The organism is Paenibacillus sp. FSL K6-2859 (assembly GCF_038008265.1).
Classification (GTDB): Bacteria; Bacillota; Bacilli; order Paenibacillales; family Paenibacillaceae; genus Paenibacillus_AQ; species Paenibacillus_AQ nitricinens.
Window position 1 is genome coordinate 3,296,638 of record NZ_JBBOYU010000001.1, and the last position, 26,798, is coordinate 3,323,435.

Consider the following 26,798-nt stretch of genomic DNA (forward strand, 5'->3'; position numbering starts at 1 on the left):
TCCGTAAATCGCATAGTTTTGTGATAATGGTATCACTTACCTTTTCCGTAGAATTACATCTTATAGCTGTAGGCTCACTTCTCTATAATGAAAGTGTCTGAAAGCGAAGGGAGGGTGTGGTTCTGTTTAATGTGCTCTGAGATGGCTTTATTTGTAAACGCTATCATTCGGGCACTCTGATAGGTTCGTGTATTACTGAGAATCTAACATATTTGAGGAGGATTAACATTAAAATGCGTAACAAGTATGTTGTATGGTCCCTAGTAGTATCCATGCTGATTTCAAGTGTATTCTTGGCTGCGGGTCCGTTTAATTTTGTTTCTGCCTCCGGAGGACCAAACCTGGCACTCGGCAAAAATGTAACAGCGAGCGGTCAATCTCAAACGTATAGTCCTGATAATGTTAAAGACAGTAATCAAAGCACGTATTGGGAAAGTACAAATAATGCATTTCCGCAATGGATTCAGGTCGATTTAGGGACAAATACGAATATTGATCAAATCGTTCTTAAGCTCCCTGCGGGTTGGGAGACACGGACGCAAACACTGGCCGTTCAAGGTAGCACCAACGGTTCAACGTTTACTAACATTATAGGGTCTGCGAGTTATGAATTTAACCCCTCAGTGGCAGGTAACAGTGTTACAATCGACTTTGCCTCAACCAGTACGCGTTACGTTCGTCTGAATGTAACGAACAACACCGTCTGGCCGGCAGCGCAGCTGTCCGAATTCGAGATTTACGGCACTAGTGGTCCTACTCCAACTCCAACGCCTTCCGGCACTTATGAAGCTGAATCTGCTTCACTATCTGGAGGAGCTAAAGTGAACACAGATCATGCCGGATACTCCGGTACGGGCTTCGTGGATGGATATTTGACACAAGGTGCAACAACGACATTCACGGTTAACGTGCCAGCAGCAGGTAGTCGTGAGGTGACATTGAAATACGCTAATGCAAGTGGCAGTGCAAAGACAATCAGCATTTATGTCAATGGTACCAAAACTAGTCAGACCTCCCTATCTAACCTGGCAAATTGGGATTCATGGAGCACTAAAGTGGAAGTTCTTAATCTGAATGCGGGTAACAACACCATCGCATATAAATATGATGCTGGTGATTCTGGTAACGTTAATCTTGACCAAATCACAGTAGCGTCGACGACAACAACACCTCCTGCAACACCTACTCCGACACCGACAGCCACACCAACACCGTCGGCAACACCAACGCCAACACCAACGCCAACGCCAACACCAACGCCAACAGTCACACCAACAGCAACGCCGACACCAACAGCAACGCCGACACCAACACCGGCGGTCACACCGACACCTGCTCCTGGGAGTAATATTGCTGTCGGCAAGACGATTAACGCTTCTTCCAGTACACAAACGTTCGTAGCAACAAATGCGAATGATAACGACACAAGTACGTACTGGGAAGGTGGCAGCAATCCAAGCTCGCTTACGCTCGACTTAGGCGCGAACCACAACATTACGTCAATCGTATTGAAGCTGAATCCATCTTCTGCTTGGAGCACTCGCACGCAAACGATTCAAGTACTCGGTCACAATCAAGACACGACTACCTTCGGTAATTTGGTATCGGCTCAATCGTATACATTTAATCCAGCTTCAGGCAATACAGTAACTATACCGGTTACGGCAACGGTTAAACGTCTGCAGTTGAATATTACTTCGAACTCTGGCGCTCCAGCGGGGCAAATTGCGGAGTTTCAAGTATTCGGATCACCTGGGGCAAATCCTGATCTAATGATAACGGGAATGTCTTGGTCACCTGCATCTCCGGTCGAGACAAGTGCAATTACTTTAAATGCAGTGGTTAAGAATAATGGAAATGCTAGCTCCGGAGCAACAACTGTAAATTTCTACTTAAACAATGAGCTAGTCGGTTCTGCTCCAGTAGGTTTACTAGCTGCAGGCGCTTCGACAACAGCCTCAATGACATTAAATGCTGGAGCCAAAGCCGCAGCGACCTATGCTCTGAGCGCTAAAGTAGATGAGAGCAATTTGATTTTCGAGCAGAACGAAGGGAATAACAGCTATTCGAATCCCACATCGCTTGTTATCGCACCAGTATCCAGCTCTGACTTAGTGGGTGTAGTTTCATGGACCCCAAGTAATCCAGTTGCTAATAGTACAGTAGCTTTTAATGTAAATCTTAAGAATCAAGGGACCATTGCATCTGCAAGCGGTGCTCATGGTATTACAGTAGCCCTTAAGAACTCAGCAGGCTCCACGATCCAAACCTTTAATGGATCTTATACCGGGACCCTAGCTTCAGGTGCTTCCATTAACGTCACGATTCCAGGGACATGGACAGCTGTCAACGGCAATTACACTGTAACCACTACCTTGGAAGTGGATGCGAATGAAGTAACAGCTAAGCAAGCAAACAATGTAAGCACGACTAATCTGGTTGTGTATGCTTTACGTGGTGCAAGCATGCCTTATAGTCGGTATGATACTGAAGATGCTACTCTCGGCGGGGGGGCTATACTAAAAACTGCACCTACGTTTGATCAAGCCCTAACTGCTTCAGAAGCGTCTGGTCAGCGTTATGTAGCCCTTCCTTCGAATGGATCGAACATAGGATGGACGGTCAGACAGGGGCAAGGCGGCGCGGGTGTGACTATGAGATTTACGATGCCTGACTCATCGGATGGTATGGGATTGAATGGTTCACTTGACGTATATGTTAATGGAGTAAAAGTCAAAACGGTATCGTTAACATCCTATTACAGCTGGCAGTATTTCTCAGGCGATATGCCTGGTGATGCTCCTAGTGCTGGGCGTCCACTCTTCCGATTTGATGAAGTACACTGGAAATTAGATACCCCTCTGCAACCTGGAGATAACATACGGATACAGAAGAACAATGGTGATAGCCTGGAATATGGTGTTGATTTCCTCGAAATCGAACCCGTTCCTACGGCAGTCGCTCGTCCGGCTAACTCCGTGTCGGTGACAGATTATGGTGCAGTACCTAATGATGGTCAAGACGATCTTGCAGCCTTTAAAGCAACGGTGAATGCAGCAGTTGCTAGCGGGAAGAGCATGTATATTCCTGCCGGAACATTCAATCTTAGCAGCATGTGGGAAATCGGTTCTGCCAGCAATATGATCAACAACTTTACGGTTACGGGTGCTGGTATCTGGCATACGAACATCCAGTTTACCAACCCTAATGCGGCAGGTGGCGGTATTTCACTCCGTATTAGCGGCAAGCTAGATTTTAGTAATGTGTATATGAATTCGAATTTGCGATCCCGGTATGGGCAAAATGCGATTTACAAAGGATTTATGGATAACTTCGGAACCAATTCAATCATCCATGATGTCTGGGTAGAACACTTTGAATGTGGTATGTGGGTAGGCGACTATGCACATACACCTGCTATCTATGCCAGTGGGCTTGTGGTTGAAAACAGCCGGATTCGGAACAATCTAGCCGATGGCATCAACTACTCCCAAGGCACTAGCAATTCCATTGTTCGAAACACCAATGTACGTAATAATGGTGACGATGGTCTTGCAGTATGGACCAGTAATACGAATGGTGCTCCGGCAGGTGTGAATAATACGTTCTCGTATAACACTATTGAGAATAACTGGCGTGCAGCAGCTATAGCATTCTTTGGAGGCGGTGGTCATAAGGCTGATCACAACTACATCATTGACACTGTAGGTGGTTCTGGTATACGGATGAACACCGTGTTCCCTGGCTACCATTTCCAGAATAATGCGGGCATTGTTTTCTCCGATACTACGATTATTACAAGTGGTACAAGTAAAGATCTGTATGGTGGAGAGCGTGGAGCTATTGATTTGGAAGCTTCAAATGATGCCATCAAGAACGTGACCTTCACCAACATCGATATCATCAATACACAACGCGATGCGATCCAGTTCGGTTATGGTGGTGGATTTGAGAATATCGTATTCAACAACATCAATATTAATGGTACCGGCTTGGATGGAATTACCACTTCACGTTTTTCCGGGCCACATCAGGGTTCGGCCATCTACACCTACACAGGGAATGGTTCAGCAACGTTTAACAACCTAACAACAACGAATATTGCTAACCCGAACCTGAATTATATTCAGAGTGGTTTTAATCTAACGATCCATTAACGATAGCCTGAGGGAAGAGTTCTTCGGAACTTTTCCCTTTTTTTCTTATTTTGTAGCTAGTGGAAATTAACAATCACGCAGAAGGGTTTTGACTTAATGAGCAAGAAATAAATGGTAGTAGAAAACATGCTAAAATTTTAACTGTTATGTACATAAAGGAGAGATGAATAATGAATCAGGAAGTCATCGATTTTATTGAAGGGTTAAAAGAACCATGGCAGGTGGAGTTATCTACTAATCTTCGAGAGGTTGTTCACCAAGCAATCCCAGATGTACAGGAACGAATTCAGTATAAGAAGCCTCATTTTTTGAAAAATGGTAAGTACGCAGCAGCTATTTCAACTTCGAAAGATGCGGTAAGCTTTGTTATTTTTAATACGAATGAGCTCGTGTTTCCAGAAGGGATATTTGAAGGCCCCCAGGAGAGAAAAACACTGAAACTGCGTAAAGGGGATACCGTGGACATGGCTCAATTAGTGAATTGGGTCGGCCAAGCCTCAGTTTCTCTTTAATGAATAGTTTCATGATGTAGGACGGTGTCTCAAAGTCAGTTGACTTCATGGGATATCGTCTTTTTTTGTGTGGAATTTGCTCCATCCATACATAATCGTTGAATAAATTGTGAAAAATACATCAATAGCTAGCAAGGAAGGGAATGAAACCCATGAAGAAATTAAAGCAAACTTGTTTGTTACTGCTTATGGCCTTTGCCCTTAGTGCATGCTCAAAACCAGTACCAGATAAATCTCAGCTTCCACCTCCAACTACTGCACCAAGTGGAGCTGAGAGCAGCTATATGCTTGACTCATTAGCCACACTGATTGGAAAAGAGGATGCTGAAGTTGTCCAATTACTCGGCGAAGGAGCACCTAATAATGAAGGTACGAAGGCTACCCTTATATCACGGGAATATGATGAGAAGATTGTGAATCACGAGGCAACTCTTCAGGTCTCCTACGATGACTCTGGAAAAGTGATTGGAGAGACTATTCATTTTGAACAAGCTAGCAGGGAAGAATTAACAGAAGAGATTACGCAACAGCTTGGAGAGCCTGCCACTAACAGTGAAGAGAACACCACAGATACGGAAAAAGATGGCGAAGATACAAACTTTCGTAAGGTATGGCAGACGGATAACGCCAAAATTTCTTTAGTTGAATCTAATGGGACGTTATCTATATCTATAGATACGAAGTAATAACGTTATGTAACTTGATCAGAGCATAAGGTTTTCATTTAAAAGTTCCCACTCCGGTCGTTCATCTAAACGGATAGAGAGGGTACTTTTTTATTTTGCTCTCTGAAAAATAATGTTCATCTCAAGTGTTAAATAGCTGTAGTATCTATGGTTTATATCATATGCTTGTCAGTCAGCCATAGGACTAAAGTTTAGCAGCCTAGGCTTCTATAATATTGTAGCGTGAATGCAAATACCAAATAAGTTCTCTACGGCTACTAACTCCTGACTTGTTGAAAATAGACTTTAAATGATCCTGAACGGTGTATGCGGAAATATGTAGAGCAGAAGCCAATTCTTTAGTGGATAATCCGCGAATTACACCGTGTAATAGCTGCTGCTCGCGTTCCGTCAAACGATATGCTTCAGAAATGATTGGAAGCATGTCAGCTGGACGTGCGGGTTCGAATGAAATAGCACACTGGAACTGACCGTCGGAAGCGTGAAGACGGCTTGCCCGAATGACTAAATACGGACCCTCATTCATACGGATACATACCTTAGCAGGACCCGTTGATTCGGAGGGGCTGTTGAGCGCTTGCGTGCTAACCGCACGGATTGGCCGTGGCAGGATATGAGCATCGATCTTTTCCAATGATCGAAGTTTATCTAACCAGCGATCCGCTGTGGGATTGGAGGAGAGAAGAGCAAATTGATCAGATAGAACAGCAATGCCGGAACCATAATGATTATCAAGCCAAGTCTCATCTCGCTCAGGAAGCTCAAGACTGAAAGCACGTATTCTGGTGGCAATGAGAGGGATGAGCGAGGCGATCCAATCATATTCTTCTGGTAAGAATTTTGATTGCTCCGCTTTCCTGTACAACGTCAAATAACCCCAACATGCGCCTCCAAGAATTAGCACTGCACGTAGTTCATCCCCCAAACCTGCTGGATTCAAAACCTTTCGATATCTAGCGCTTCGCTCGGGTTGCTGCTCGGTTGCTTCGTATAATGTAGCGACAAGAATTCTACTATGAACCAACTGCTCATAGCTGTTCACATCCTCCTCCCCATATTCATTCTGGAACAAGTAGGGATGAATGGACTCCACATGATCTTCAGTAACTGCACCCGTAGAAAGCAATGTCTGTGGATCAACATGAGTACAGCAAGCAGCATCAAAAGGAACAGCTTCACGTAAAAGAGACAACAAGGAAGTACGGTAGTGATGTGATGAATCAGTAACCATTCCTAGCTTAATGATTTGTTTCTTTATTTGACTGAAATGTTTATTAGTGTTCATTGGGTAGACCTCTAGTCATGAATGTAGTATAACGAACCCCCACATTTGTGGGATAGTGAACAAAAGCGAAATCCGTATAATTGAGAATGATTATTAATTAACTCTATTATATAGGATGCGGTGATAAAATGCAGGATAAAGAAGATATTGTTGTCGTTGGTGGTTATGGACATGTAGGGCGTACGATATGTGAAATATTAGAGAAGAAGTACCCAGGTAAAGTATTTGCTGCCGGGAGAAGTCTTGAAAAAGCAGAGCAGTTCAGTCAATCAACACACGGTAAAGTTAAGCCGTTGCAGTTAGATATCAATAAGCCGTTACCTGCACATTTACTAGATCGAGTGAAACTAGTTATTATGTGTTTGGATCAAACGAATACGGATTTTGTAAAAGCTTGCTTTCGCAGTGGAACGCATTATGTAGATGTATCTGCGAGCGGTCCGTTTTTATCTCAAATTGAGGCATATCGTGAGCTGGCTGCACAACATGGGTCTAGTGCTGTTCTTAGTGTAGGGCTTGCACCCGGTATTACCAATCTTATGGCACTTGAAGCTGAAAGACAGATAGAACAAACGGAAGAAATCGAAATCGCAATTATGCTCGGACTTGGTGATTCTCATGGGAAGGCAGCGATCGAATGGACGGTGAATAGTTTAGGAGAAACGTTCGAAGTGAAGCAGGATAATCGTCTAGTAGAGGTGGAGAGTTTCACTGACCGCAAATCGTATCATTTTGGCGATAATTTAAAGAGCCATTATGCGTATCGTTTCCCCTTCTCAGATCAACAGACACTTGCCCGAACGCTCAAAGCATCGTCCATCTCCACACGTTTCTGTCTAGATTCGGCCGTTGTTACCAAAATACTGGCATTAGTTAAAATAACAAAAGCCGTTCGTTTACTGAAGACAGGCGGGGTGAATAGGTCAATTGTTCGCGCCATGGAGAGGTTCCATTTAGGTAGTGACCGGTTCGCGATCAAGGTTGAGGCTCGTGGAACAAATCGTGAGGGGAAGCCCATGTTTGCTGATCTTTTGCTGCAAGGGAAAAATCAATCCATCGTTACGGCAAAAGTGACTGCAGCAGTCTCAAAGCTACTGTATGATTCACCATTTCCGGGAGGTATATATCATATTGAGCAGATCACAGATCTAGCTTATGTTCAAAAGGAATTAGGAGCAGCTCTATCGCTGGACATCCAAGTAAAGGAGCATAATACAGATAAATCAAAATAGAATAATTTGTGTATAGAAAAATTGAAAGAAGCTTGATGAGTCAGGCTTCTTTTTCGTAACCGAAGAGCGTTTTGACCGTATTAACTGATGAACATTTCATTCAGGAAGAAATTCTGATTTCCTAATGGGTCATGTTAACAAAAAGAGAAGTTGAGGTCATCACCTATGAATGAAGAATTTACAGATCACGCGGATACAGCATACCCGAGCGCTGAGCGGAAGGCAGCTCAGTATTTTACATCTCTTCGTGAACAGTTCAAAGAAAAAACTTACGTGACTACCTTAACTGAAGATTTTCGGTTGTGGAAGAAGAATCACATTCATCGTCGTTCATGGTTGTCCTTTTTATCTAGAGGAAAAAGGAAACCTGATTCAAAGGATTACCATAGATATCTAGGATGGCTGAATCAAACCGGTAAATTGGAAGATTATTTGGATCGAAGCGTTTCTTATCTTTATATGAGAGATCTGGGGCAAGCTTTGGATGCACCGAACACACAAATCCGAATTAAGCGTATGGTTGCCGACATTAGAAATCAGATGATTCATCCGGGTTCGTCCAATTCGGGGGATCAGTCAGATTTTATGAGTTTTACGGGGATTTATCGTTGGGCTCAGAAGGAAGGCGTTGAAACTGCTACGATTTGGGTGATAGACAAACTTAAGCAGGTGTCAGCACATCTTCCGAAGGAAATGAATCCTGAGCAAGCGCAGCGCAAATTGATAAAGATCATCATAGGAGTAATTCTTCATGTGATGGAAGAGATGGATGATAAAGTATCGCCTGTGGAGCGTGCCGCAAGAATTGGTGAAGCAATTAGGCTTGGTTATTCGTATGGCTTAACTTATCCATTTATTGATGATCTTCTTGATTCCAGTGTCTTAACCGACCCTGAGAAAGAACAATATTCTCAAATGATACGCATGGCGATCCTTAATAGAGTTGTGCCGGAATTGGGTGAATGGTCCGGAGAGAATATACCGTTCCTTCGATTTGTACATTCGGAGCTCAAGGAGGCTTTTGAGTATATTAGGGGATATCAGCGGCCAGAAATGCAGAATACATTCTTCGAGCAGTCCTTTGTGTTTTTTCATTCCCAGGAGTTGGATCGTATGAAGAATCTATCTAACCCTGAATACAGTAATGAAGAACTTTTTATACCCATCATTTTAAAATCCTCTTCTTCCCGTTTAATTGTCCGATCCGTAATTAGTGCTCCAACCGATGACGGATTTGATCAACGTACTTTCTTCTATGGGCTTTACAATCAGCTCGCGGATGATTTTGCGGATATGTTTGATGATATGGAAATGGGAGCGGTAACTCCCTATACATATTATTTAAAATACCGTGGTCAACGTTCAGATCTGATCAACCCTTTTGAACTATACTGGACGGTCATCTCCCATTTAATACACACGGTGTATCAATCTGATCCTAAAACCCGTGAGGTCATATTAGATCGAGCCATCAATGGTCTCAAGCGCTGTAAAGAACGTGTAGGTATTGAAAAGTATAAAGAGATCATGGAGATCTTCGCTTCGGGTCAACCAGAATTTAATCGACTTGTACAGCAGTTGGTGCAGAAAGCGGACGATGTGGATTTTTTCGATAAACTACTTCGGGACCAGTTGCTTTTGAATTTAAAAAACAGTAAGAAGGAAAAAGTGGAGTTTCGAGAAACGATTCAAAAGGTCCGTGATCAAGTCAATAACCAATTGCTGATATTCAAGCCAGACGAGACACCAGCCATGAAAGAACTGCTTATTGATGCGGCTAACTATAGTCTAGAAGGAGATGGCAAGCGCATAAGGCCTATATTAACATGGGTCATGGGCGTTAACGAATATGGTCTTGATGAATCGGCAATTGTACCGCTTCTTCGATCTTTGGAATATATGCATACGGCTTCCCTAATCTTCGATGATCTTCCGTCCCAGGATAATGCCTCAACCCGAAGAGGTCGTGCAACGCTGCACGAAGTGTACAATAGCTCCACGGCGGAATTAACCGGTCTGTTTTTGATTCAGAAGTCGATCGAGGAACAGGCGTCACTTCATTCTTTTGATGCTAAAGCTGTGCTTGCCTTAATGCAATATTCAGCCCAAAAAGCAGGAGATACTTGTATGGGGCAGGCGATGGATTTGAATTCTAAGGGACAAACGCTGACACTAGAGCAATTAAATATGATTTGTTTCTATAAGACTGGAATTGCCTTTGAAGCTTCACTAGTGATGCCAGCCATTCTTGCTCAGGTGCAGGGGTCAGAAATTCAGTCTCTGAAAAAATTTGCCTACCATGCGGGAATTGCTTTTCAGATTAAAGATGATTTGCTTGATTTGGAAGGGGATCATCATTTATTAGGCAAGCCGATCGGTCAGGATGTGGAGAATAACAATTCGACATTTGTATCGATCCTTGGGGCCGATGGTGCGCGAAAAGAGATGTGGGAACACTACTGTCTCGCCATGGAAGCATTGAAGGAGATTCCTCGTAATGTTGCTTTTCTGAAGCATTTATTGAATTATATGATTAATCGAAATCGATAATTGATTATGAAGTGTTGGCATAATTGCCAGCACTTTATTAATTGGTTTCTTATGTTTTTCACATTATAAAACTAATTGAATTTTATTGTTTATAATCGTTTCTAAGTGTATGATGGATTGAAGAAGGGGTAAAGGAGGTGTACCTTGTGAAGCTGGGAATTTTCTCGAAAATATATTTGAACGATGATCTGGAGACCGCCTTGCACAAAATCAAAGCCCAAGGGATGAGTACCGTTCAATTCAATTTTGCTAACGTAGGGTTGGCGAGCTTACCTAAAGAAATTACTCAGGAAATCATCCATCAAATCAAAGAAGCAACCATGAACAGTGGGGTTAGCATTGCTGTGATCTCAGGAACTTTTAATGCGCTGGAGCTGAATGAAGGGAAGAAATCCGAGAACCAGCAATGTTTTAACAATGTAGTTGAAGCTGCAGCAGCATTAGCGGTGCCGTTTGTTTCTATTTCTACAGGAAGTTTGAATCAAGAAGATTTTTGGAGTCCTCATCCTGAGAATCATACAGAGAGAGCATGGTCGCTATTGCATGATAGTCTTGCCTGGATGCTTGAAATTGCCGAAGCCAATCAAGTGACTTTAGTATTTGAACCTGAACAAGCCAATGTGGTGAGTACGGCAGAGGATGCTTTAAGACTACTGAGAGATCTGGACACACCTTATCTTAAGCTTCTGTACGATGCAGCAAATCTTGTAACTCCAAAGGATCATAAAGACCTCCTTGGCAAAATCAAAAAAACATTAACAGCGCTGAAGGATTACATTGCCATTGCCCATTGCAAAGATGCTTTTGTAACCGAAGAGAAGATCACTTTTGTATCTGTTGGTAAAGGGAACTTACCCTTAAAGGAATATCTGAATGAATTAAGTAAAACTTATGATGGACCCGTTATTATGCATGGGTTAGAGGAAGATGACGTAACGTATGCTTTGAAGTACCTTAACAACAAATTGTTGAATATTGGGGTGCTAGGCTGTGGTCAGATTTCTCAGGCGGCTCATTTTGATTCCATTAAAAGATCACGTAATGCTAATCTATATGCGATCTGTGATGTGGATGAATATTTACTCCAAAGAATGAATGCTATCTATGAACCGGATAAGGTTTATACGGACTATGAGCAAATGCTGGCAGACCCTAACGTTGATGCTGTAGTTATCGGAATAGCGGATCAATTTCATGTGGAGGCTGCAAAACAAGCCGTACGAGCAGGGAAACATGTCTTGGTAGAAAAACCTTTGGGTGTATCGATCGAAGAAGCGGAGGAATTAAAAGAACTTGTGGATCATACGGATCTCAGAGTGCAAGTGGGAAATATGAAGAGATTTGACCCTGGTATAGTGGCTGCAAAAGAATTTGTTGATCATGAAATGGGTGAGATTATTGGCCTAAAAGCTTGGTATTGTGATTCCACCTATCGATATACGGTCACCGAGAATGTTCAGCCAGTAATCATCTCCGGTAACAAAATGAAGAGACCGGCTGGAGATCCAAAAGCGAATAAGGAACGTTATTATATGTTAGGTCATGGAAGCCATTTGTTTGATACCGCAAGATATCTAGGTGGGAATATTGTAAGTGTTAAGGCGTGGAATACACAAAAGTTCGGTGCTTATTGCTGGTTTATTACAGCGGAGTTCGAAAGTGGCTTTGTAGCCCAATTGGATTTGACCATTGCGGTTCGGATGGATTGGCATGAAGGATTTCAAATTTATGGGGAGTTTGGATCTGTAATGGGCAAGACTTATAATCCTTGGACTCTAAAATCAAGTGATGTAGAAATTTTTAAAGCTAGTGATAACAGCTATCACAGACTGCTCGGAGCAGATGGTCATTTTTATAGATTACAGATTGAAGGTTTCGCAGATTCTGTTTTGCATCATAAGCCCGGTGTAGGGGCGACGATTGAGGATGGGTTGGCTACCCTGCGAGCGATGCTGGCGGTTGAAGAATCGGTTAAGACTGGTAATACAATTTACCTGAGTGACGTTTCTGGTTATTTGTAAAAGATGAGCACAATCTTCAATGGTGTTCATCTTTTTTTTGTGCATTATTAGGAATAGTCTATACTGTAACCACGTTAACGCCAAGTCTTTGATAGGTATCAATAATCTTATGATCTACTGTATTTTCAGTGATTAAATAGTCTAATGAGGATACATTGGCTACAAAAAAAGTTGATATTTTCTCCAGCTTCTCTTTCGTAGCTATAGCGATAACCATAGAGGACTGTTCAAAAAGTTGATTCTTAATAATGGATTCTTCATAAGAGGGAACGGTTATGCCCACTTTGGAATCCAGCGTGGATACGCCAAGGATGGTTAAATCCAAATGAATTTGCTGAATCGCTCTAAGTGTTGAGGCTCCGAATAAAACTTGGTTCTTTTTATCAAGATCGCCACCTAACAAGGTTACACTTGCTTTTGACAACCGGCACAGCGATAACGCAATCAAAGGGGAATTGGTAATAATTCTTCCATCAAAAAACTCTGGGATGTTCTCAGCTACTTTTAGATTCGTAGATCCGCCATCAATAAAGATAACCTTAGAATTCTCAATAAGAGTGCAAGCTCGTTTCGCTAACTCCGTTTTGGTCTGGCTATTTAATTCTACACGTGAATTGAAATCCTTCATGTCGCTGATAAGGCTATGGGCTCCCCCATGAATTCGCTTGAGAAGTCCCATCTTCGACAGGCTTTGTAAGTCTTTTCGAATGGTATCTTCGGTTACATTTAATTCTTGTGTTAATTCTTGGACAACAACGCGGCCTTCCGTCTCTACTTTTTTCAGGATGTATGCCTGTCTGTCAGCTTTTAGCACCGATTCACCTTCTTTCACAAAAATGCTTTCAAGGATATACATAACGTTACTATTTTACAACATAACAAATAAATTTGAAAAAAATCAATCGTTTTTACGGTCAACTCCGTCTTACTTATATGATATGAGGGGGATGTTCCTTCCTGAATAAAGACAGAGGGGGTGGTGGAAGGTGGAAAACACAATGGATGAGATCAGAATGGTAGATTTTGCGCAAATGGATGAAGAGGCTTTTTTTAGTCGTTTATATGTGGAGCATCGAAAAATGTATGCCATAGCCTATAGTTATCTGCGAACAGAGGCTGATACGCTGGAAGTGATCCAAGAAGCGTCATGCAGAGCATGGATGAAACGCAAAAAATTAAAGGATGAGCAGTCCTTCACACCTTGGCTTATTCGAATAACGATCAATTGCTGTATGGATGAGCTTCGGCGTAAAAAACGTGTGGTGCCTACGGAAAAGATAATTGAGAAAGCGGATCGGGAAATGAAAAGTAATGATCGAATTGATCTAGAGCGTGCGATGAATCGGATAAAGCCTAAGTATCGGCATGTCGTAACGCTTAAATATTACCATGACATGACCACTATCGAAATTGCCAAAGTGCTAAAACGACCAGAAGGTACCATTAAGACTTGGCTGCGAGAGGGACTCAAACAGCTTCGGAGCTATCTATAGTAATATTGGAGGTGAACGGAATGACAGAAAAAGAAGAATGGATGCTTCGTAAGAACATTGATGAAGTACAACAGAATGTCGAAACGATGCAGGAGATGAAAATCTACAACGCTATGAGAAAGGGAATTACGGAGGGGAAAAAACGAGAAAAGCGACGGATCTATACTACAGGAATGGGCGTGATTGCAGCTGCAGCAGTTGCATTTCTATTTACATATTCAACAATCGGATTACCGGATAAGGAAATGCTGCAACCTTCAGTACAATCGGCTAGCACTAAGCTTACGAATGATTTCAAAGCTTATCGCACATTCTCCAGATTAGATTCTGCACTTGCCAGTGCTCTTGAACAGAATCTCGTGATGCCTGTAGGTCAGAGTGCGGTAAACAAGGGATACCGAATAGATGTGACAGGTGCAGTTACCGATGGACGGAAGGTGTATGTCCTATACAGTGTTCAGAACAATACAGACGAAGTAGTTATACACGCTGATTTTGGACTTCAATTTGAAGGGATAAAGGAGTCGTCACTTCACAAAGGTGCATCATTAAGTATGCTCGCTAGTGAAAGCCGAATTCAACCTGGACAGTCTATGGATTTTATATACTCCACTAATCTTTCACCAGCAATTAAATATCCTAAGAAAGTAAACTATAATATAATTCTTACCGAAACTTCAGATAAGGCACTCCTATCCAGTAGTAATAAGTATCGGACTAGCCTTGATGTTGCTTTCGAGCTTGATCCTGACATGCTCAAAGCACAAGAACGGATTCTGAATACAGAAGGAACGCTGACCGTGGATGGACAAAAGATTAAAATCACTGGAGTTCAGTATTCTCCGCTAAGCACCTATGTAGATCTGGAGTATGATCAGAATAATGATAAACAGATTTTCCAATTGATTAATCCTGTGCTGATTAGTAAAAAAGGGGACACCACTGATAAGTTGTATTACCCGGATACCATCAACGCTGACAATTCCGAAATCTATTCGGACAACTCCAAGTTCACGTTAGTGTTCAAACATAGTAAGGGTAGTCAGCCAGATTCAGTGTCGTTGAAGACTTTTGGGATTTCGGCAGTCGAAAAGGACCAGATGAAAATTGTCGTGGATCTAAACAAGTATCAGCTTATTCAAGCGCCCGGAACTGGACTTGAGTTAGTCACGCCAACTCCAGAGAATAACGTAGAGGAAGGAGAAATCCTCCTAAGACGTAATATTGAGAATGCTCAATATTTAGAACGCTCTACTAGACTTGCTGAGACTTTTACTGACGCAAAAGGGAAGGTACATCATAGAGAACCTTCCACAAACAGCTTCAGCAGCTATACGACTTCTAAGGATGGGTCAGCCGTGAACGAGTTTGGATATAATTTTGGCGCGGAAGCGAAGAACTATCCTCAGCCATTAACGATAACGTTAGAGAAATATTCAAATCCAATTAAGGATACGCAGGCTGTGGAGTTATACTCGAAGAATTAGGAAGCAATGAATCATCCGTTGATAAATCTATCAACGGTTTTTTTGTGATTGCAGAGACTTCACACTTTGAAATTTAAGAAATACTTAATATATACCGTACTTGTTTTTAAGAAGTTTTTCTTATTCTAAGTGCATGAAGGAGGTTACTGAAAGGATGATAAACCCAAGTATAAAGAAATGGCTCCGTAAGGATATCTCAGCGGCAATGATGTTCCTTGCACCAAGCGGTATCGGATTTGCGATGTTTTACCTTATACCGTTTGTAATGGGCGTATTCTATTCTTTTATGGACAGCACGATAGAGGGCCATTTTGTAGGGTTTGATAATTACCGAGAGTTATTAAAGAGCGATTCCTTCCGTAAAGCAGCGTCCAATACATTTTATTTTAGCGCGATAAGTGTTCCGCTAATTCTTGTACTCTCGTTAGGATTAGCGATGTTATTGAATAAAAATACATATTTTCGGAATTGGCTTAGGACTGGATACGTGTTGCCGCTTGTCGTACCTGTCGTCTCTATCATTCTGATCTGGCAGATACTTTTCGATTGGAATGGCTCGCTTAACGCCTGGCTGAACAACTTCGGTATCGAACGTGTGGATTGGATGAAGACGGATGCAGCTAGAAATGTAATCATTGTTGTTTATTTATGGAAGAACATAGGCTATAACGTGATTCTATTCTTAGCGGGATTGCAGCAAATTCCTAAGGATTATTATGAAACGGCTCAAATTGAAGGTGCTGGACCCTTACGCCAGTTTCGCAGTATTACACTGGTCTATCTAACCTCTTCGATGTTTTTTGTGGTCATCATGTCGATCATTAATTCATTTAAAGTGTTTCGTGAAACGTATTTGATCGCAGGTGATTATCCGCATGACAGCATTTACATACTGCAGCATTATATGAACAATATGTTCATGACACTCGATGTACAGAAGCTGACTGCCGCGGCGACCTTAATGTTTGGTTGTATTTTATTGATCGTGTTGGGATTGTTTGCAATTGAGCGGAGGCATCGACAATTCATGGAATAGGGGTGAAAAGGTTGTGCCAGTTGTCAAAGTGTTACGAAAAGGGGCATTAACACTCGTCATGGCTGTTATTGCTATCATATTATTATTCCCGATTGTGATCACATTCACAAATTCGCTTATGACAGAGAAAGAAATTGAGATCAATTATGGATCTATCGGGCAGATGAACGAAGTAATTGAAGGGAGAGAAGCTATCTTTGTGAATTTAAAATTACTGCCGGATCAAGTGTCCTTGGAGCAGTATGCTAAGGTTTTCCTAGACAACCCTAAATATCTGACGATGTTCTGGAACTCAGTATTCTTGGTTGTACCCATCATTGCAGGACAAACATTGGTAGCAGCACTCGCTGCCTATGCTTTCTCTAAGCTGAAATTCCGGGGGCGAGATCCTTTGTTTCTTATCTATGTCCTAACGATGCTTATGCCTTTCCAAGTGACGCTGGTACCGAACTATATTATGGCAGATAAGCTAGGCATATTAGATAGTTCATATGCGATTATATTACCAGGAATTTTCGCAGCGTTTGGTGTTTTTATGCTCAGACAATTCATGCTGGATATACCTTACGCGTATATCGAAGCGAGCAAAATGGATGGTGCAGGACATTTTTTGATTTTTTACAAGATTATTATTCCGATGATTAAGCCAGGTCTGGCAGCACTCGTTATATTATTGTTCGTTGATTATTGGAATATGGTGGAGCAGCCGCTAATCTTTCTAGAAGATCCGTTTAAGCAGCCCTTGTCAGTGTTTTTATCGAGGATCAATGAAGAAGAGCGGGGCATTGCTTTTGCTGCATCCATACTATACATGGCTCCAATGGTGATGCTATTTTTGTATGCGGAATCGTATTTTATTGAAGGCATTCAATTGTCTGGTATCAAAGGTTGATTGGAGGAGAATGACGGGATATGGAGTTAGGTATAGAGCCGACTGATCGTAGACGTAAACGAAATATTCAAGTCGTCTTCATGGTTTTTATGGGTTTGTTATTGTTTTTCACAGTATTCAGTAACACCATACAGTCTTTGACGTTGCCGAAAGTGAGAACTGAAAAACCAACAAAGGGTAATCTGTTACTTACGATTGAAGCTAGTGGGATATTGCATCCACTCGCTGAAGCTAAGCTTTCGAATACAACCGGACTGAAGGTGCAACAAATTCTTGTGAAAGAAGGTCAGCGTGTAGAAAAGGGACAAAAGCTTATTATCTATGAGAGCAAAACGGCTGAGCAAGAATTGAAAGATGAAATAACTAATTTGGAAAAGCTGAAAATTGATCAACAGAATAGGCAAGATCAGTATATTCAGTCCGCGCTGGAAGAGGATGAATTCAAAATTCGAAATGCAAGACGTGATATCGAAAAAGGTAAGTTAGATATCTTAGCCCAGGAAAATAAGATTAGCGGATTAAAAAATCGTCTAACAAGCGAAAAACAACTATTTTCTCCGTTTGATGGATTAATTTCAAAACTGAATGCCGTTGAAGGATTAACTTCATTGGGAGAACCGGAAGTTATTGTATCGAACAGCAGTCAGGGTTACAGATTAGATATTATTATGGATTCTGCACATTTATCTAGTTTAGGGATTTCTGCTGGAGAAAAGGTAGAGGTCGATGTCGATATGAGCCATGGACAAGAAGCCCAGACCATAAGTGGCTCCATCGAAGAAATTGTGAATTCAGAGTCACGTATTGATAGCTCTTCTAGTAATGATTCGGGGAAGACACAAACCATTCCTCAAAAGGCTTTGAGAATCAAAGTCGTTGATCTAGAACTTAAAGGGGGTGAACAGGCTCGGGTCAAATTCGAGAAACGATCACTCCAAGAGGGATTACTCCTATCCAAAGAAGCTATTCATGAGGATCGCGAAGGTTTGTTTGTCTATAAAGTTGACGAGCAGCGGGGGGCATTAGGCAATGTTTTTGTCGCTAAGAAAGTTCGTATTCATTCCAGTGAAAAGAACGAGAAAGAAACGATGATTCAATCGGATGTCCTCTATGTGGAGGATTCAATTATTCTGGAAAGTAGTGAACCTCTTGAAGACGGGAACCGAGTTCGACTGCAATAAGAAATCATATAATCGAGAAAATAGGAGGAAAAATTCAAATGATCAAAATGAAGAGTAACAAGCTGGGGATGTTGGCGATGGGGATGGCTATGCTTGCGACGGCCGCCTGTAGTAATTCGGGAAGCGAGTCCGGGACGAACGATCAGGGAAAACCCGTCTCGGCAGAAGGAAAAACCGTCGTGAATTTTTCGGTACGGGAGTCGAGTTCCTTCTTTGAAGCGGCGGAAAAAAGATTCGAAGAGAAATACCCGGACATCGACCTGCAAATTCAAGCCGTGAAAAAAGCGGAAGAAGACTGGAAGCCCGGAGATTACGAGAAGTATACGAAAACGACGAATACGGAGCTGTTATCGGGCAAGGGAGCGGACATTCTCGAAGTGGCAGAGCTGCCGTTCGAATCATATGCAAGCAAAAAGCTTATCGCAAATATGAACGAGTTGTTGAAACAAGACACGTCGCTGAGTGGTGTCGACCTGCAAGCGAAGCTCGAAGTATTCAAGACGGACGGTGACTTATATGCCATACCGCTCGGGTACTTCATGAGAGGGTTTATTGGCGACGGAAATCTACTGGCCGACGAGAGTATCGACGACAGCCGGTGGACGTGGGCCGAATTCGCCGAGGTCGCGAAGGGCTTGATGTGTAAAGAGAGCGAAAGCGGCATGGACCGGCGCTACGCTTTGGCTAACGAACCGCCGGATTTGATACTGTGGGAAATCGTCGTCGACGGCTATGCCAATTTTGTGGACGTCTCGGGGAAAAAAGCTTCCTTCGACTCCCCAAAATTCGTCGCTGCCATGCAGCAGGTCAAGAAGATGTACGACGACGGCATCGCGACCGCCGAGCCGGCCGAAGTCGGCCGCCAGTTGTTTTACTCTACCGTGTTGAGTTCACCAGGCAATTTGATCGATGAAATTCACTATTATTTCGCGAATCCGAAGCTGATCGGGAAGCCGCAAGCCGGAACGGTGGGTACGAGGCTCGCCCCTAGCGTTCAGCTTGCGATTAGGGACAATTCTCCGGTGAAGGATGAGGCTTGGAAATTCATCTCATTCCTGTTGTCTGAGGAAGTGCAATCGATGAAGGAAAGGGAAGATTACGGATTCTCGATGTTGGACTCGGTAAACGAGAACGAACTGAGGGACGTTCAGAAGCAGGTGAACGCTGGTACCTATAAGCTTCCAAGCGGAAAAAAGCCGCAAGTTTCCGCTGAGCAGTTCGCCCAGTACGAACAGTTCATGCGGTCTGCGGGGTATTTCACGCGGATTGACGGAAAAGTCGTGCGAATGATCGGAGATGAATCGCCCGCCTTCTTCAGCGGTCAGAAGTCAGCCGATGAGGTCGCCAAGCTGATTCAAAACCGGGCGACGACGTATTTGAACGAGTAACGGTTTAAGGGAGGGGGAACTCATGTACAAACGATTAAAGTCATATGCTGTAGTTCTGCTCAGTGCAATGATGTTTAGCCAATCTCTTGCAAACGGCACATACGCAGCATCGACAGGAGTTTCAGACGCAGCGGTATTCATTTTTGACAAACTTGGTTCAATAGCTTTGAAAAGTAATGTCAACGTGAAGCTGATAGATATGGATATTTTAGAGCAACCGAGCGGTAATATACTTATATATACACTTAGTTATAGCAATGGTAGCAGCAATAGTGTAGCTCACGTTGATTATTTCTCTAGGGTTACTACAAATGGTGGATCAGTCATTCAAGGCAAACCTATCACGAGAGAGGTCACCAAAAAAATCATACCTCCTAATAGTAGCCAAATCGTCACGTATTACGTGAATATTGGAAAGTCCACACGATTAAACGGTACTAAAGTAACCCTATTTACTTGGGATTTCAGTAGCCAGGATTATCAGAAAAAGCTAGGTGTATTTACCATTCCAGCTAGTTATTCAGCTGTCGTTCCTCAAGGTCAGAGCAAGGAAATCACTATGGATAATCTGCTAGTAACCATCAAAGCAGAAAGTCTGCAAAGGCTTAAGACGAATGGAAAAATCTATATGAGAGTAGGCGTTAGCTTTACGAATTTGGGTAAAAAAGTGCTCAGCGACACCGTTTATAAAGCATACCTGAAATCGGCCGGTGGTTCGGTGTTCGATCTTAAGCTGGAGAACGTCAGTGGCAGTTTCAATGTACAGTCTCAAGAGAAGAAGACGGTTTACTATTTAACGGAAGTTCCTTCTTATATGAAGACTGAACAAATGATATTGCAATTCGAGCAAGAAGATGAAACTTTGAAAATAATGCTTCCAGTTAAATCTTTCAAGCTTCCTGCAGTAACAACTTCTGACTTGGCTGTGGCTAATTATGCTGTTAAGAAGATTTCTATTAAGAATAACACCGTTGAAATGCAATTGAAGAGTGCTTCTGTATATTCGGAAAATGATTCCGCGAAATGGAATCTTGAGTTCCGTCTTAAGAATTTTGGAAATAAAGCTATCACGCTACCTGCATACGAGCTTACGGTTAAAGCTGCTGAAGGATTTAGTATTCCGGTAGATTCAAAAGCACTTGAAAATGTAACATTGAAACCGCTTGAAGAGAAAATTATCAATCTTAATGCGGACGTGCCATTAGAACTTAATCAAGGTAAGCTGCAGTTGCAATGGACGGAGCCCTCTGTTGATGACAAGGTTATTTTTCCAACTGCGCAGTTTAACATCCCTTATTCTCTGGAGAACAATAATCTGATGGGTCAAGAGTATACGGTCCAGAACAGGTACGGAAAATTTATGGTGAAGCTGGTCTCCTATCAGCGGTTACCATGGGATGATACGGATCAAATCGTAACTAATATAAGCATCCGTAACACCGGCTTAACCTCAGTACAGTTACCTTCTCTCAAAGCTATAGTCAAAGCAGGAATGAGTGATCAGAGCAGCTCAGCCCAGATCGTGACCACAAATACGCAAACGTCGCTTGCTCCTAATGAAGCAACAGAGATCTATGTGATAGCGAAAGTTCCATATACTTATAGTTTCAATCAGCTAAAGATTGTACTGCAGGCCACCTCAGGAGATGAAGTTACGAAGTTTCTCTCTATGAATACAAGTTCGCTAAATAATGTAATTCATACAATTTCTGTAGGTGAAACTCATCAAATGAACTCGTTAAGCAAAAAAGCAAAAGTTAGCGAGCGCCGGACAACCACTTATAATGAAAATAGTTCTAACTTGATCTATACGGAACTGGAAATGATTAACGAAGAGCCGCGCCAGTCGAAACAGGCACAGCTTGTGGCTTATTACAAGACACCTGATAACCAATTTTTCAAGGCGGTGGTTAGCCAATCGATAACTCCAACAAGCCCAAATGGTAAAAATTTGGTTACTATCTGGAGTAAACTTCCGCAAGGAGTGAGTACATCCGATCTTATGCTTTATATTGGGGAAGGGATTGCTGACGGCAAGCTTACAGATTTAGGGGGGACATCCACTGGATTTATTAATAGTGTTAAATTAGCACTTACTCCTAATACAGTAACAGTAATCCCACACAATAATCTAACAAGTGTCGATCTATTCCCTTACAACTTATCGGTTGCCAATGCAGCGGGGACGATTACTGAAGAGAAAGGCACATTAGATGTAGTTGTAAACTATAGCTTATCCGAGAAAGAAGATTTTGAAGCAGGTCACTATGAACATAAGTTAGTCTTAGAACTCATTGACCCTTACGGACAATCCATGGAAAAGACTTTGGAACTGGGGGCAGATTTGCCAATGGGTAAGAATAAATCATACTTAGCCTCATTTAATAGTAACTTCCACAAAATATTAAGGGGAGGAAGCATTCGTATCAATCTATATGATGAATTCCAGGGTCATAGGATGTTACTAGGGGGTCAGTCCTATCCGTTAACTTACATTTCAGCAGAACCGAAAAACTCTAATAGTAATGGTAGCTCAGGCAATTAAAATTGTGGGAAGCTGGGTTAAGAAAAAAGTCAAAAGTGTTGGCATAATAGCCAGCACTTTTTTATATTTTTATGAACTTTTTATGGAAATTCCTTCAATGTATGTTCTTTACATTGACTGTCCTCATTCTTTTCGTTAAGATTACCTCTGCGCTTCAATGCCAAAAAGCAAAAAAGCTTGAAAGTGAGGAAGCGATTAATCATTATTATTATCCCAATACAATGTTAAGGAGCATTATTGTCATGGAACGTCAGCTTAGTTTCTCAAAAAGCATGATCATCATCATTTTTATTCTCGCACTTCTATTTGTATCCATCTTTCTATTGAAAGCGGAGCCGCATCTGCCGCTTCTCGTAACTACAATAGGCACGGCCGTCTTATTAGGGATGTTTGGGTTCTCTTGGAAAAAGATCGAATCTGCCATTATTCAAGGGATACAAACGGCCATCATGCCAATTCTAATCCTCATGCTGATCGGAATTCTGATTGCGGTATGGATGATGAGCGGGACAGTGCCTTCGCTTTTATATTATGGTATGGATTATATTAATCCGAATTATTTTGCGGTGAGCGCATTATATGTCACGATCATCGTCTCGATGTTCACTGGAAGCTCATTTACGACAGTAAGCACGATCGGTGTTGCTTTAATGGGTATTGCAGTAACTACGGGGATTTCCCCAACTTTGGCTGCTGGAGCGATTATCAGTGGGGCTTGTTTTGGTGATAAAATGTCGCCACTTTCCGATACCACGAATTTTGCTCCCGCAGTAGCCGGCATCCCTTTATTTACACATATTCGTAACATGGTCTACACAACGTTACCAGCGCTTGTTATAACTACAATCTTTTTCTTGTTCGCACCAAAGGGCAACTCAATCGACTTAACCTCGATTACGGACATTAAACTTGCTTTACAAGATGGTTTCCATATTCATTGGTTAACGCTGCTATCTCCTATAGCTGTCATTGCTTGTTCGATCAAGCGGGTGCCGATCCTGCCTACGTTAATTGTCGGAATAATAAGTGGTCTTCTTGTGACGGCTTTCGTTCAGCAGCAGACAGAAATCGATGTCTGGTTTAGTGTGATGCAGAACGGATATAACAGTAATATCGGGAATGAAATGGTTGCTTCCATTGTCAATCGCGGAGGGATGCAATCGATGATGTGGTCTGTATCCTTAATCTTAATTGCCTTATCTTTAGGTGGTTTGATTCAGCATTGCGGTGTGATCGAGGCTTTTTTCCGTAAACTCATTCAACCCCTTAAGCGTAAAAGCAGCATTGTTCTTATGAGCGGAGCATCCTCCATTGCGGTAAACGGCATGACGGGTGAACAGTATCTTTCGATCCTATTGCCGGGGCAAATGTTCAAAGATGAATATAATCGCCGAGGCATTCCAGCGAGAACACTGTCCCGGACGCTAGAGGATTGTGGAACATTAGTTAATCCATTGATTCCATGGGGTGTTAGTGGCGCCTTCTTCGCAGTGACTCTGGGTGTACCTGTTATAGAATATGCACCTTATGCAACCTTCTTATGGTTAAGTCCATTCATCACATTTGCTTATGCTTTGATCCCTAAACTGCAAAAGAACTCACTGGGTGTGGATAAAGAAATCTCAAGATAATGGACACCATATGCATTGATTCAACGTATATAAAGAATACTATGCGTTGAGTCAATGTGATCAAGCTAGTGTTCTAAGCTGAAAAAGTGGACTATTTATCGGAGGTAATAACAGTGAGTCGCAGTAAGTTACAAGATCGAATCAGATTAGCCAATGTCGAAACCAAGCACGCAGAGCAATTTAATAATCTACTACGTTATGTATTTCAGGTGACCAATCGCGATCTGCAAATCTTTGGCTGGGAGAACCGTGAAATCACTCAGGCAAAGTTGCCAGTTCTTAAGTATGCTGATGTTGTAGGTTGGTTTGATGGAGACAAGCTCATTTCTCAGTTAGCTGTATACCCATTTCAGGTGAATATTTTTGGGCATATCTATGAGATGGGTGGGCTAACGGGTGTTGGAACCTATCCCGAATATGCCAATTTGGGTCTAATGAATAAGCTAATGCTTCATGCTTTAACTAAAATGCGGGATCGTAAACAATCGATATCTTATCTTTTTCCGTATTCAATCCCTTATTATAGAAGAAAAGGCTGGGAAATCATTACCGATAAAATCTCATTTGAAGTACCGGATACCCAGTTGCCAAAAATGAGGAACGTCCCAGGAAATGTGGAACGCGTAACCATTGAGCATCCAGACATCAAAGTGATTTATGATCAGTTTGCCGTACAGCATCATGGGGCGATGATTCGTAATGAGCTAGCATGGGAAGAATATCTGCGGTGGGATTTGGATGATATGACGGTTGGTATTTATTACAATAACAACGATGAACCCATGGGGTACTTGTTATATTGGGTCGCCGAAGAAATATTTTATATCAAAGAGATGGTATACATTGTTGAAGAGGCTCGAACGGGTTTGTGGAATTTTATTAGTGCGCATTTTTCGATGATTAAGCTGGTTAAAGGGGATATTTATAAAGGTGAACCGTTGTCATTCCTATTAGATGATGGGGATATCAAGGAGACGATTGCTCCCTATTTTATGGCGCGAATTGTGGATGTTCGTTTATTTATTGAACAGTATCCTTTTAAACGACAGGATAAGGACTGTGAGCTTGTTTTTAATCTGAGTGATCCGATGCTTGAATGGAATCGAGGGACATTTACGTTATCCGTAGATAGAGAAGGGAAGGGGAGCCTGCAAGAAGGAGGGTTAAATCCTTCGCTTATGCTTGATATTCCTACCTTAACAACCATGTTAATGGGCTATAAGCGGCCAACCTACCTGGCTCGAATCGGCCGTATTCAGACGGATGAAGTCACGATCCATTTGCTTGAAGGACTGATTAGACCAGAGCATCCATATTTCTCTGATTATTTTTAAAAGGGCACGAACCTTTGAAGCATACTCTAAGGAGTGTGCTTTTTTGTTCTTTTTATAGTAGAATAATCTCTCAGCAACACAATATGATATGAGGTGTAAGAATGGCAATTAATTTTAATAAACCAATGATCACTAAATTACAGCAAGAAATTACGGAGCTTGAAAGCAAGATCAAAAACACGCAGAACAAAAAAGAAAAATCAAAATTCAAAATTAATCAATTAGAACAGGATATGAAATTTAGTAAGTCTCACACGGATTTGAGCAGTAAAATGTCGCGAATCAAAAAGTTGAACGATGAGGTAAAGAACTTAAACCGTACACAATCTGATCTTTCAAAAGAGTTAACCGCTAAGAAAAACTCTCTAAAAAAGGTTCAAGCGAACGAAACCACATCTGTTGTGAATAATTCTATAGAAGAATAAATAAGGATATAAAAACTGCATTTTGTATGCGGTTTTTATTTTTTTATCGGCTCATCAGTCTCCCCTCTTAACAATGAGATTTCATGCTTATAGGGTGCGTTGACATACTTCTTTTCACCGATGGAGGGGGTCTCTAGAAGCTTGGGAATGGTCGATAGTTGAGGATGGTGGACTACATATCGTAATGCCCGAAGGCCAATATATCCGTGTCCAATATTTTCGTGCCTGTCTTTTCGCGAGCCCATAATATTCTTGGAATCATTTACGTGAATGACCTTCAGGCGCTCTATTCCAATTACGCGATCAAATTGATCTAAGATGCCATCAAAATCCTCCTTCACATTATAACCAGCGTCGTGGATATGGCAAGTATCCAAACAAATCGATAATCGCTCATTGTGAGTCACTCCATCAATAATAGCTGCAAGTTCCTCAAAAGTAACTCCGCACTCGCTGCCTTTTCCCGCCATCGTCTCTAATGAAACCTGAACATTTCGTTTATCGGCTAACACTTCATTCAAGCCTTCTATGATCCGCGAGATTCCAGCCTCTGAACCCGCACCAACATGGGAACCGGGATGTAGGACAATTTGCGTAGAGCCTAAAGCTTCCGTTCTTATAATTTCGGATTGAAGAAACTCTATACTGTGCTCGAAGACCTGAGACGATATCGTATTCCCTAAGTTCACAATAAACGGAGCATGTACCACAATATTTGAAATGCCGTTAGCGCACATGTGAGCTTGGCCAGCTTCAATATTCAAGGCTTCAATGGGTTTGCGACGTGTATTATGAGGTGCTCCGGTATATATCAGGAAGGTGGTCGCTCCATAAGATGCTGCCTCTTCGCTAGCCCGAAGGAGCATCTTTGGTCCAGTCATGGATACATGTGACCCAAGGAGTAAAGACATCAGATTTAAACCTTCCTTTCTTTAGAGAAGTA

General features: G+C 42.0%; 19 protein-coding genes. 16 read left to right on the forward strand and 3 right to left on the reverse strand.

Features of this window, described 5'->3' with window-relative positions; translation table 11 throughout:
* Positions 1 to 233 precede the first annotated feature (233 nt).
* From MHB64_RS14760 to MHB64_RS14770, 3 genes are all read left to right on the forward strand, one after another.
* Positions 234 to 4,157: a discoidin domain-containing protein gene (locus tag MHB64_RS14760; RefSeq protein ID WP_341134715.1), complete on the forward strand. Its 3,924-nt coding sequence runs from the start codon at positions 234 to 236 to the stop codon at positions 4,155 to 4,157.
* Positions 4,158 to 4,327: 170 nt separating this feature from the next.
* Positions 4,328 to 4,669 carry a DUF1801 domain-containing protein gene (locus MHB64_RS14765; RefSeq protein ID WP_341134716.1) on the forward strand — a complete coding sequence of 114 codons (342 nt, stop codon included), beginning with the start codon at positions 4,328 to 4,330 and terminating at the stop codon, positions 4,667 to 4,669.
* Between the two features lie 152 nt (positions 4,670 to 4,821).
* A complete protein-coding gene (locus tag MHB64_RS14770; RefSeq protein ID WP_341134717.1) occupies positions 4,822 to 5,355 on the forward strand; it encodes a hypothetical protein in 534 nt (177 codons plus the stop codon).
* A gap of 199 nt (positions 5,356 to 5,554) precedes the next feature.
* On the opposite strand, the gene MHB64_RS14775 is transcribed toward MHB64_RS14770, so the two are convergent.
* The gene (locus MHB64_RS14775; protein ID WP_094874886.1) at positions 5,555 to 6,640 is read right to left on the reverse strand and encodes a helix-turn-helix transcriptional regulator; all 1,086 of its coding nucleotides are present in this window, start codon (positions 6,638 to 6,640) and stop codon (positions 5,555 to 5,557) included.
* A 128-nt stretch (positions 6,641 to 6,768) separates the two neighbouring features.
* Here MHB64_RS14775 and MHB64_RS14780 point away from each other — a divergent pair, with 128 nt between their 5' ends.
* The 3 genes from MHB64_RS14780 (at position 6,769) to MHB64_RS14790 (ending at position 12,443) form a co-directional block, all read left to right on the forward strand.
* The gene (locus MHB64_RS14780) at positions 6,769 to 7,872 is read left to right on the forward strand and encodes a saccharopine dehydrogenase family protein (protein ID WP_341134718.1); all 1,104 of its coding nucleotides are present in this window, start codon (positions 6,769 to 6,771) and stop codon (positions 7,870 to 7,872) included.
* A 165-nt stretch (positions 7,873 to 8,037) separates the two neighbouring features.
* Positions 8,038 to 10,422: a polyprenyl synthetase family protein gene (locus MHB64_RS14785; protein ID WP_341134719.1), complete on the forward strand. Its 2,385-nt coding sequence runs from the start codon at positions 8,038 to 8,040 to the stop codon at positions 10,420 to 10,422.
* Between the two features lie 146 nt (positions 10,423 to 10,568).
* Complete coding sequence (locus tag MHB64_RS14790) at positions 10,569 to 12,443, forward strand: Gfo/Idh/MocA family oxidoreductase (protein ID WP_341134720.1); 1,875 nt, start codon at positions 10,569 to 10,571, stop codon at positions 12,441 to 12,443.
* A 58-nt stretch (positions 12,444 to 12,501) separates the two neighbouring features.
* Here the strand turns inward: MHB64_RS14790 and MHB64_RS14795 are convergent, their stop codons facing one another.
* Complete coding sequence (locus MHB64_RS14795) at positions 12,502 to 13,257, reverse strand: DeoR/GlpR family DNA-binding transcription regulator (protein ID WP_341134721.1); 756 nt, start codon at positions 13,255 to 13,257, stop codon at positions 12,502 to 12,504.
* Between the two features lie 184 nt (positions 13,258 to 13,441).
* On the opposite strand from MHB64_RS14795, the gene MHB64_RS14800 reads away from it, so the two are divergent.
* The 10 genes from MHB64_RS14800 (at position 13,442) to MHB64_RS14845 (ending at position 25,855) form a co-directional block, all read left to right on the forward strand.
* On the forward strand, positions 13,442 to 13,936 hold the full coding sequence (locus MHB64_RS14800) for an RNA polymerase sigma factor (protein WP_341136079.1): 495 nt from the start codon (positions 13,442 to 13,444) through the stop codon (positions 13,934 to 13,936).
* A 20-nt stretch (positions 13,937 to 13,956) separates the two neighbouring features.
* Complete coding sequence (locus MHB64_RS14805; RefSeq protein WP_341134722.1) at positions 13,957 to 15,423, forward strand: DUF4179 domain-containing protein; 1,467 nt, start codon at positions 13,957 to 13,959, stop codon at positions 15,421 to 15,423.
* Between the two features lie 154 nt (positions 15,424 to 15,577).
* A complete protein-coding gene (locus MHB64_RS14810; RefSeq protein ID WP_179281494.1) occupies positions 15,578 to 16,459 on the forward strand; it encodes a carbohydrate ABC transporter permease in 882 nt (293 codons plus the stop codon).
* A 58-nt stretch (positions 16,460 to 16,517) separates the two neighbouring features.
* Positions 16,518 to 17,351: a carbohydrate ABC transporter permease gene (locus tag MHB64_RS14815; protein ID WP_179281498.1), complete on the forward strand. Its 834-nt coding sequence runs from the start codon at positions 16,518 to 16,520 to the stop codon at positions 17,349 to 17,351.
* A 20-nt stretch (positions 17,352 to 17,371) separates the two neighbouring features.
* A complete protein-coding gene (locus tag MHB64_RS14820) occupies positions 17,372 to 18,532 on the forward strand; it encodes an efflux RND transporter periplasmic adaptor subunit (protein WP_341134723.1) in 1,161 nt (386 codons plus the stop codon).
* Positions 18,533 to 18,570: 38 nt separating this feature from the next.
* On the forward strand, positions 18,571 to 19,920 hold the full coding sequence (locus tag MHB64_RS14825; RefSeq protein WP_341134724.1) for an ABC transporter substrate-binding protein: 1,350 nt from the start codon (positions 18,571 to 18,573) through the stop codon (positions 19,918 to 19,920).
* A 22-nt stretch (positions 19,921 to 19,942) separates the two neighbouring features.
* Positions 19,943 to 22,465: a hypothetical protein gene (locus MHB64_RS14830; protein WP_341134725.1), complete on the forward strand. Its 2,523-nt coding sequence runs from the start codon at positions 19,943 to 19,945 to the stop codon at positions 22,463 to 22,465.
* A 242-nt stretch (positions 22,466 to 22,707) separates the two neighbouring features.
* On the forward strand, positions 22,708 to 24,096 hold the full coding sequence (nhaC, locus tag MHB64_RS14835; protein WP_341134726.1) for a Na+/H+ antiporter NhaC: 1,389 nt from the start codon (positions 22,708 to 22,710) through the stop codon (positions 24,094 to 24,096).
* Between the two features lie 113 nt (positions 24,097 to 24,209).
* Entirely contained in the window at positions 24,210 to 25,430 is a 1,221-nt protein-coding gene (locus tag MHB64_RS14840; protein WP_341134727.1) for a GNAT family N-acetyltransferase, read from the forward strand.
* 101 nt (positions 25,431 to 25,531) lie between these two features.
* Positions 25,532 to 25,855: a hypothetical protein gene (locus MHB64_RS14845; RefSeq protein WP_094868705.1), complete on the forward strand. Its 324-nt coding sequence runs from the start codon at positions 25,532 to 25,534 to the stop codon at positions 25,853 to 25,855.
* Positions 25,856 to 25,890: 35 nt separating this feature from the next.
* On the opposite strand, the gene MHB64_RS14850 is transcribed toward MHB64_RS14845, so the two are convergent.
* Complete coding sequence (locus MHB64_RS14850; protein ID WP_341134728.1) at positions 25,891 to 26,766, reverse strand: deoxyribonuclease IV; 876 nt, start codon at positions 26,764 to 26,766, stop codon at positions 25,891 to 25,893.
* Positions 26,767 to 26,798: the final 32 nt, after the last annotated feature.

Coding starts and splice junctions, on each gene's coding strand:
- MHB64_RS14805 (WP_341134722.1), top strand. CDS start 13,957: ATGACAGAAAAAGAAGAATGGATGCTTCGTAAGAACATTGATGAAGTA.
- MHB64_RS14785 (WP_341134719.1), top strand. CDS start 8,038: ATGAATGAAGAATTTACAGATCACGCGGATACAGCATACCCGAGCGCT.
- MHB64_RS14825 (WP_341134724.1), top strand. CDS start 18,571: ATGATCAAAATGAAGAGTAACAAGCTGGGGATGTTGGCGATGGGGATG.
- MHB64_RS14830 (WP_341134725.1), top strand. CDS start 19,943: ATGTACAAACGATTAAAGTCATATGCTGTAGTTCTGCTCAGTGCAATG.
- MHB64_RS14810 (WP_179281494.1), top strand. CDS start 15,578: ATGATAAACCCAAGTATAAAGAAATGGCTCCGTAAGGATATCTCAGCG.
- MHB64_RS14850 (WP_341134728.1), bottom strand. CDS start 26,766: ATGTCTTTACTCCTTGGGTCACATGTATCCATGACTGGACCAAAGATG.
- MHB64_RS14775 (WP_094874886.1), bottom strand. CDS start 6,640: ATGAACACTAATAAACATTTCAGTCAAATAAAGAAACAAATCATTAAG.
- MHB64_RS14765 (WP_341134716.1), top strand. CDS start 4,328: ATGAATCAGGAAGTCATCGATTTTATTGAAGGGTTAAAAGAACCATGG.
- MHB64_RS14820 (WP_341134723.1), top strand. CDS start 17,372: ATGGAGTTAGGTATAGAGCCGACTGATCGTAGACGTAAACGAAATATT.
- MHB64_RS14800 (WP_341136079.1), top strand. CDS start 13,442: ATGGATGAGATCAGAATGGTAGATTTTGCGCAAATGGATGAAGAGGCT.
- MHB64_RS14760 (WP_341134715.1), top strand. CDS start 234: ATGCGTAACAAGTATGTTGTATGGTCCCTAGTAGTATCCATGCTGATT.
- MHB64_RS14770 (WP_341134717.1), top strand. CDS start 4,822: ATGAAGAAATTAAAGCAAACTTGTTTGTTACTGCTTATGGCCTTTGCC.
- nhaC (WP_341134726.1), top strand. CDS start 22,708: ATGGAACGTCAGCTTAGTTTCTCAAAAAGCATGATCATCATCATTTTT.
- MHB64_RS14845 (WP_094868705.1), top strand. CDS start 25,532: ATGGCAATTAATTTTAATAAACCAATGATCACTAAATTACAGCAAGAA.
- MHB64_RS14780 (WP_341134718.1), top strand. CDS start 6,769: ATGCAGGATAAAGAAGATATTGTTGTCGTTGGTGGTTATGGACATGTA.
- MHB64_RS14815 (WP_179281498.1), top strand. CDS start 16,518: ATGGCTGTTATTGCTATCATATTATTATTCCCGATTGTGATCACATTC.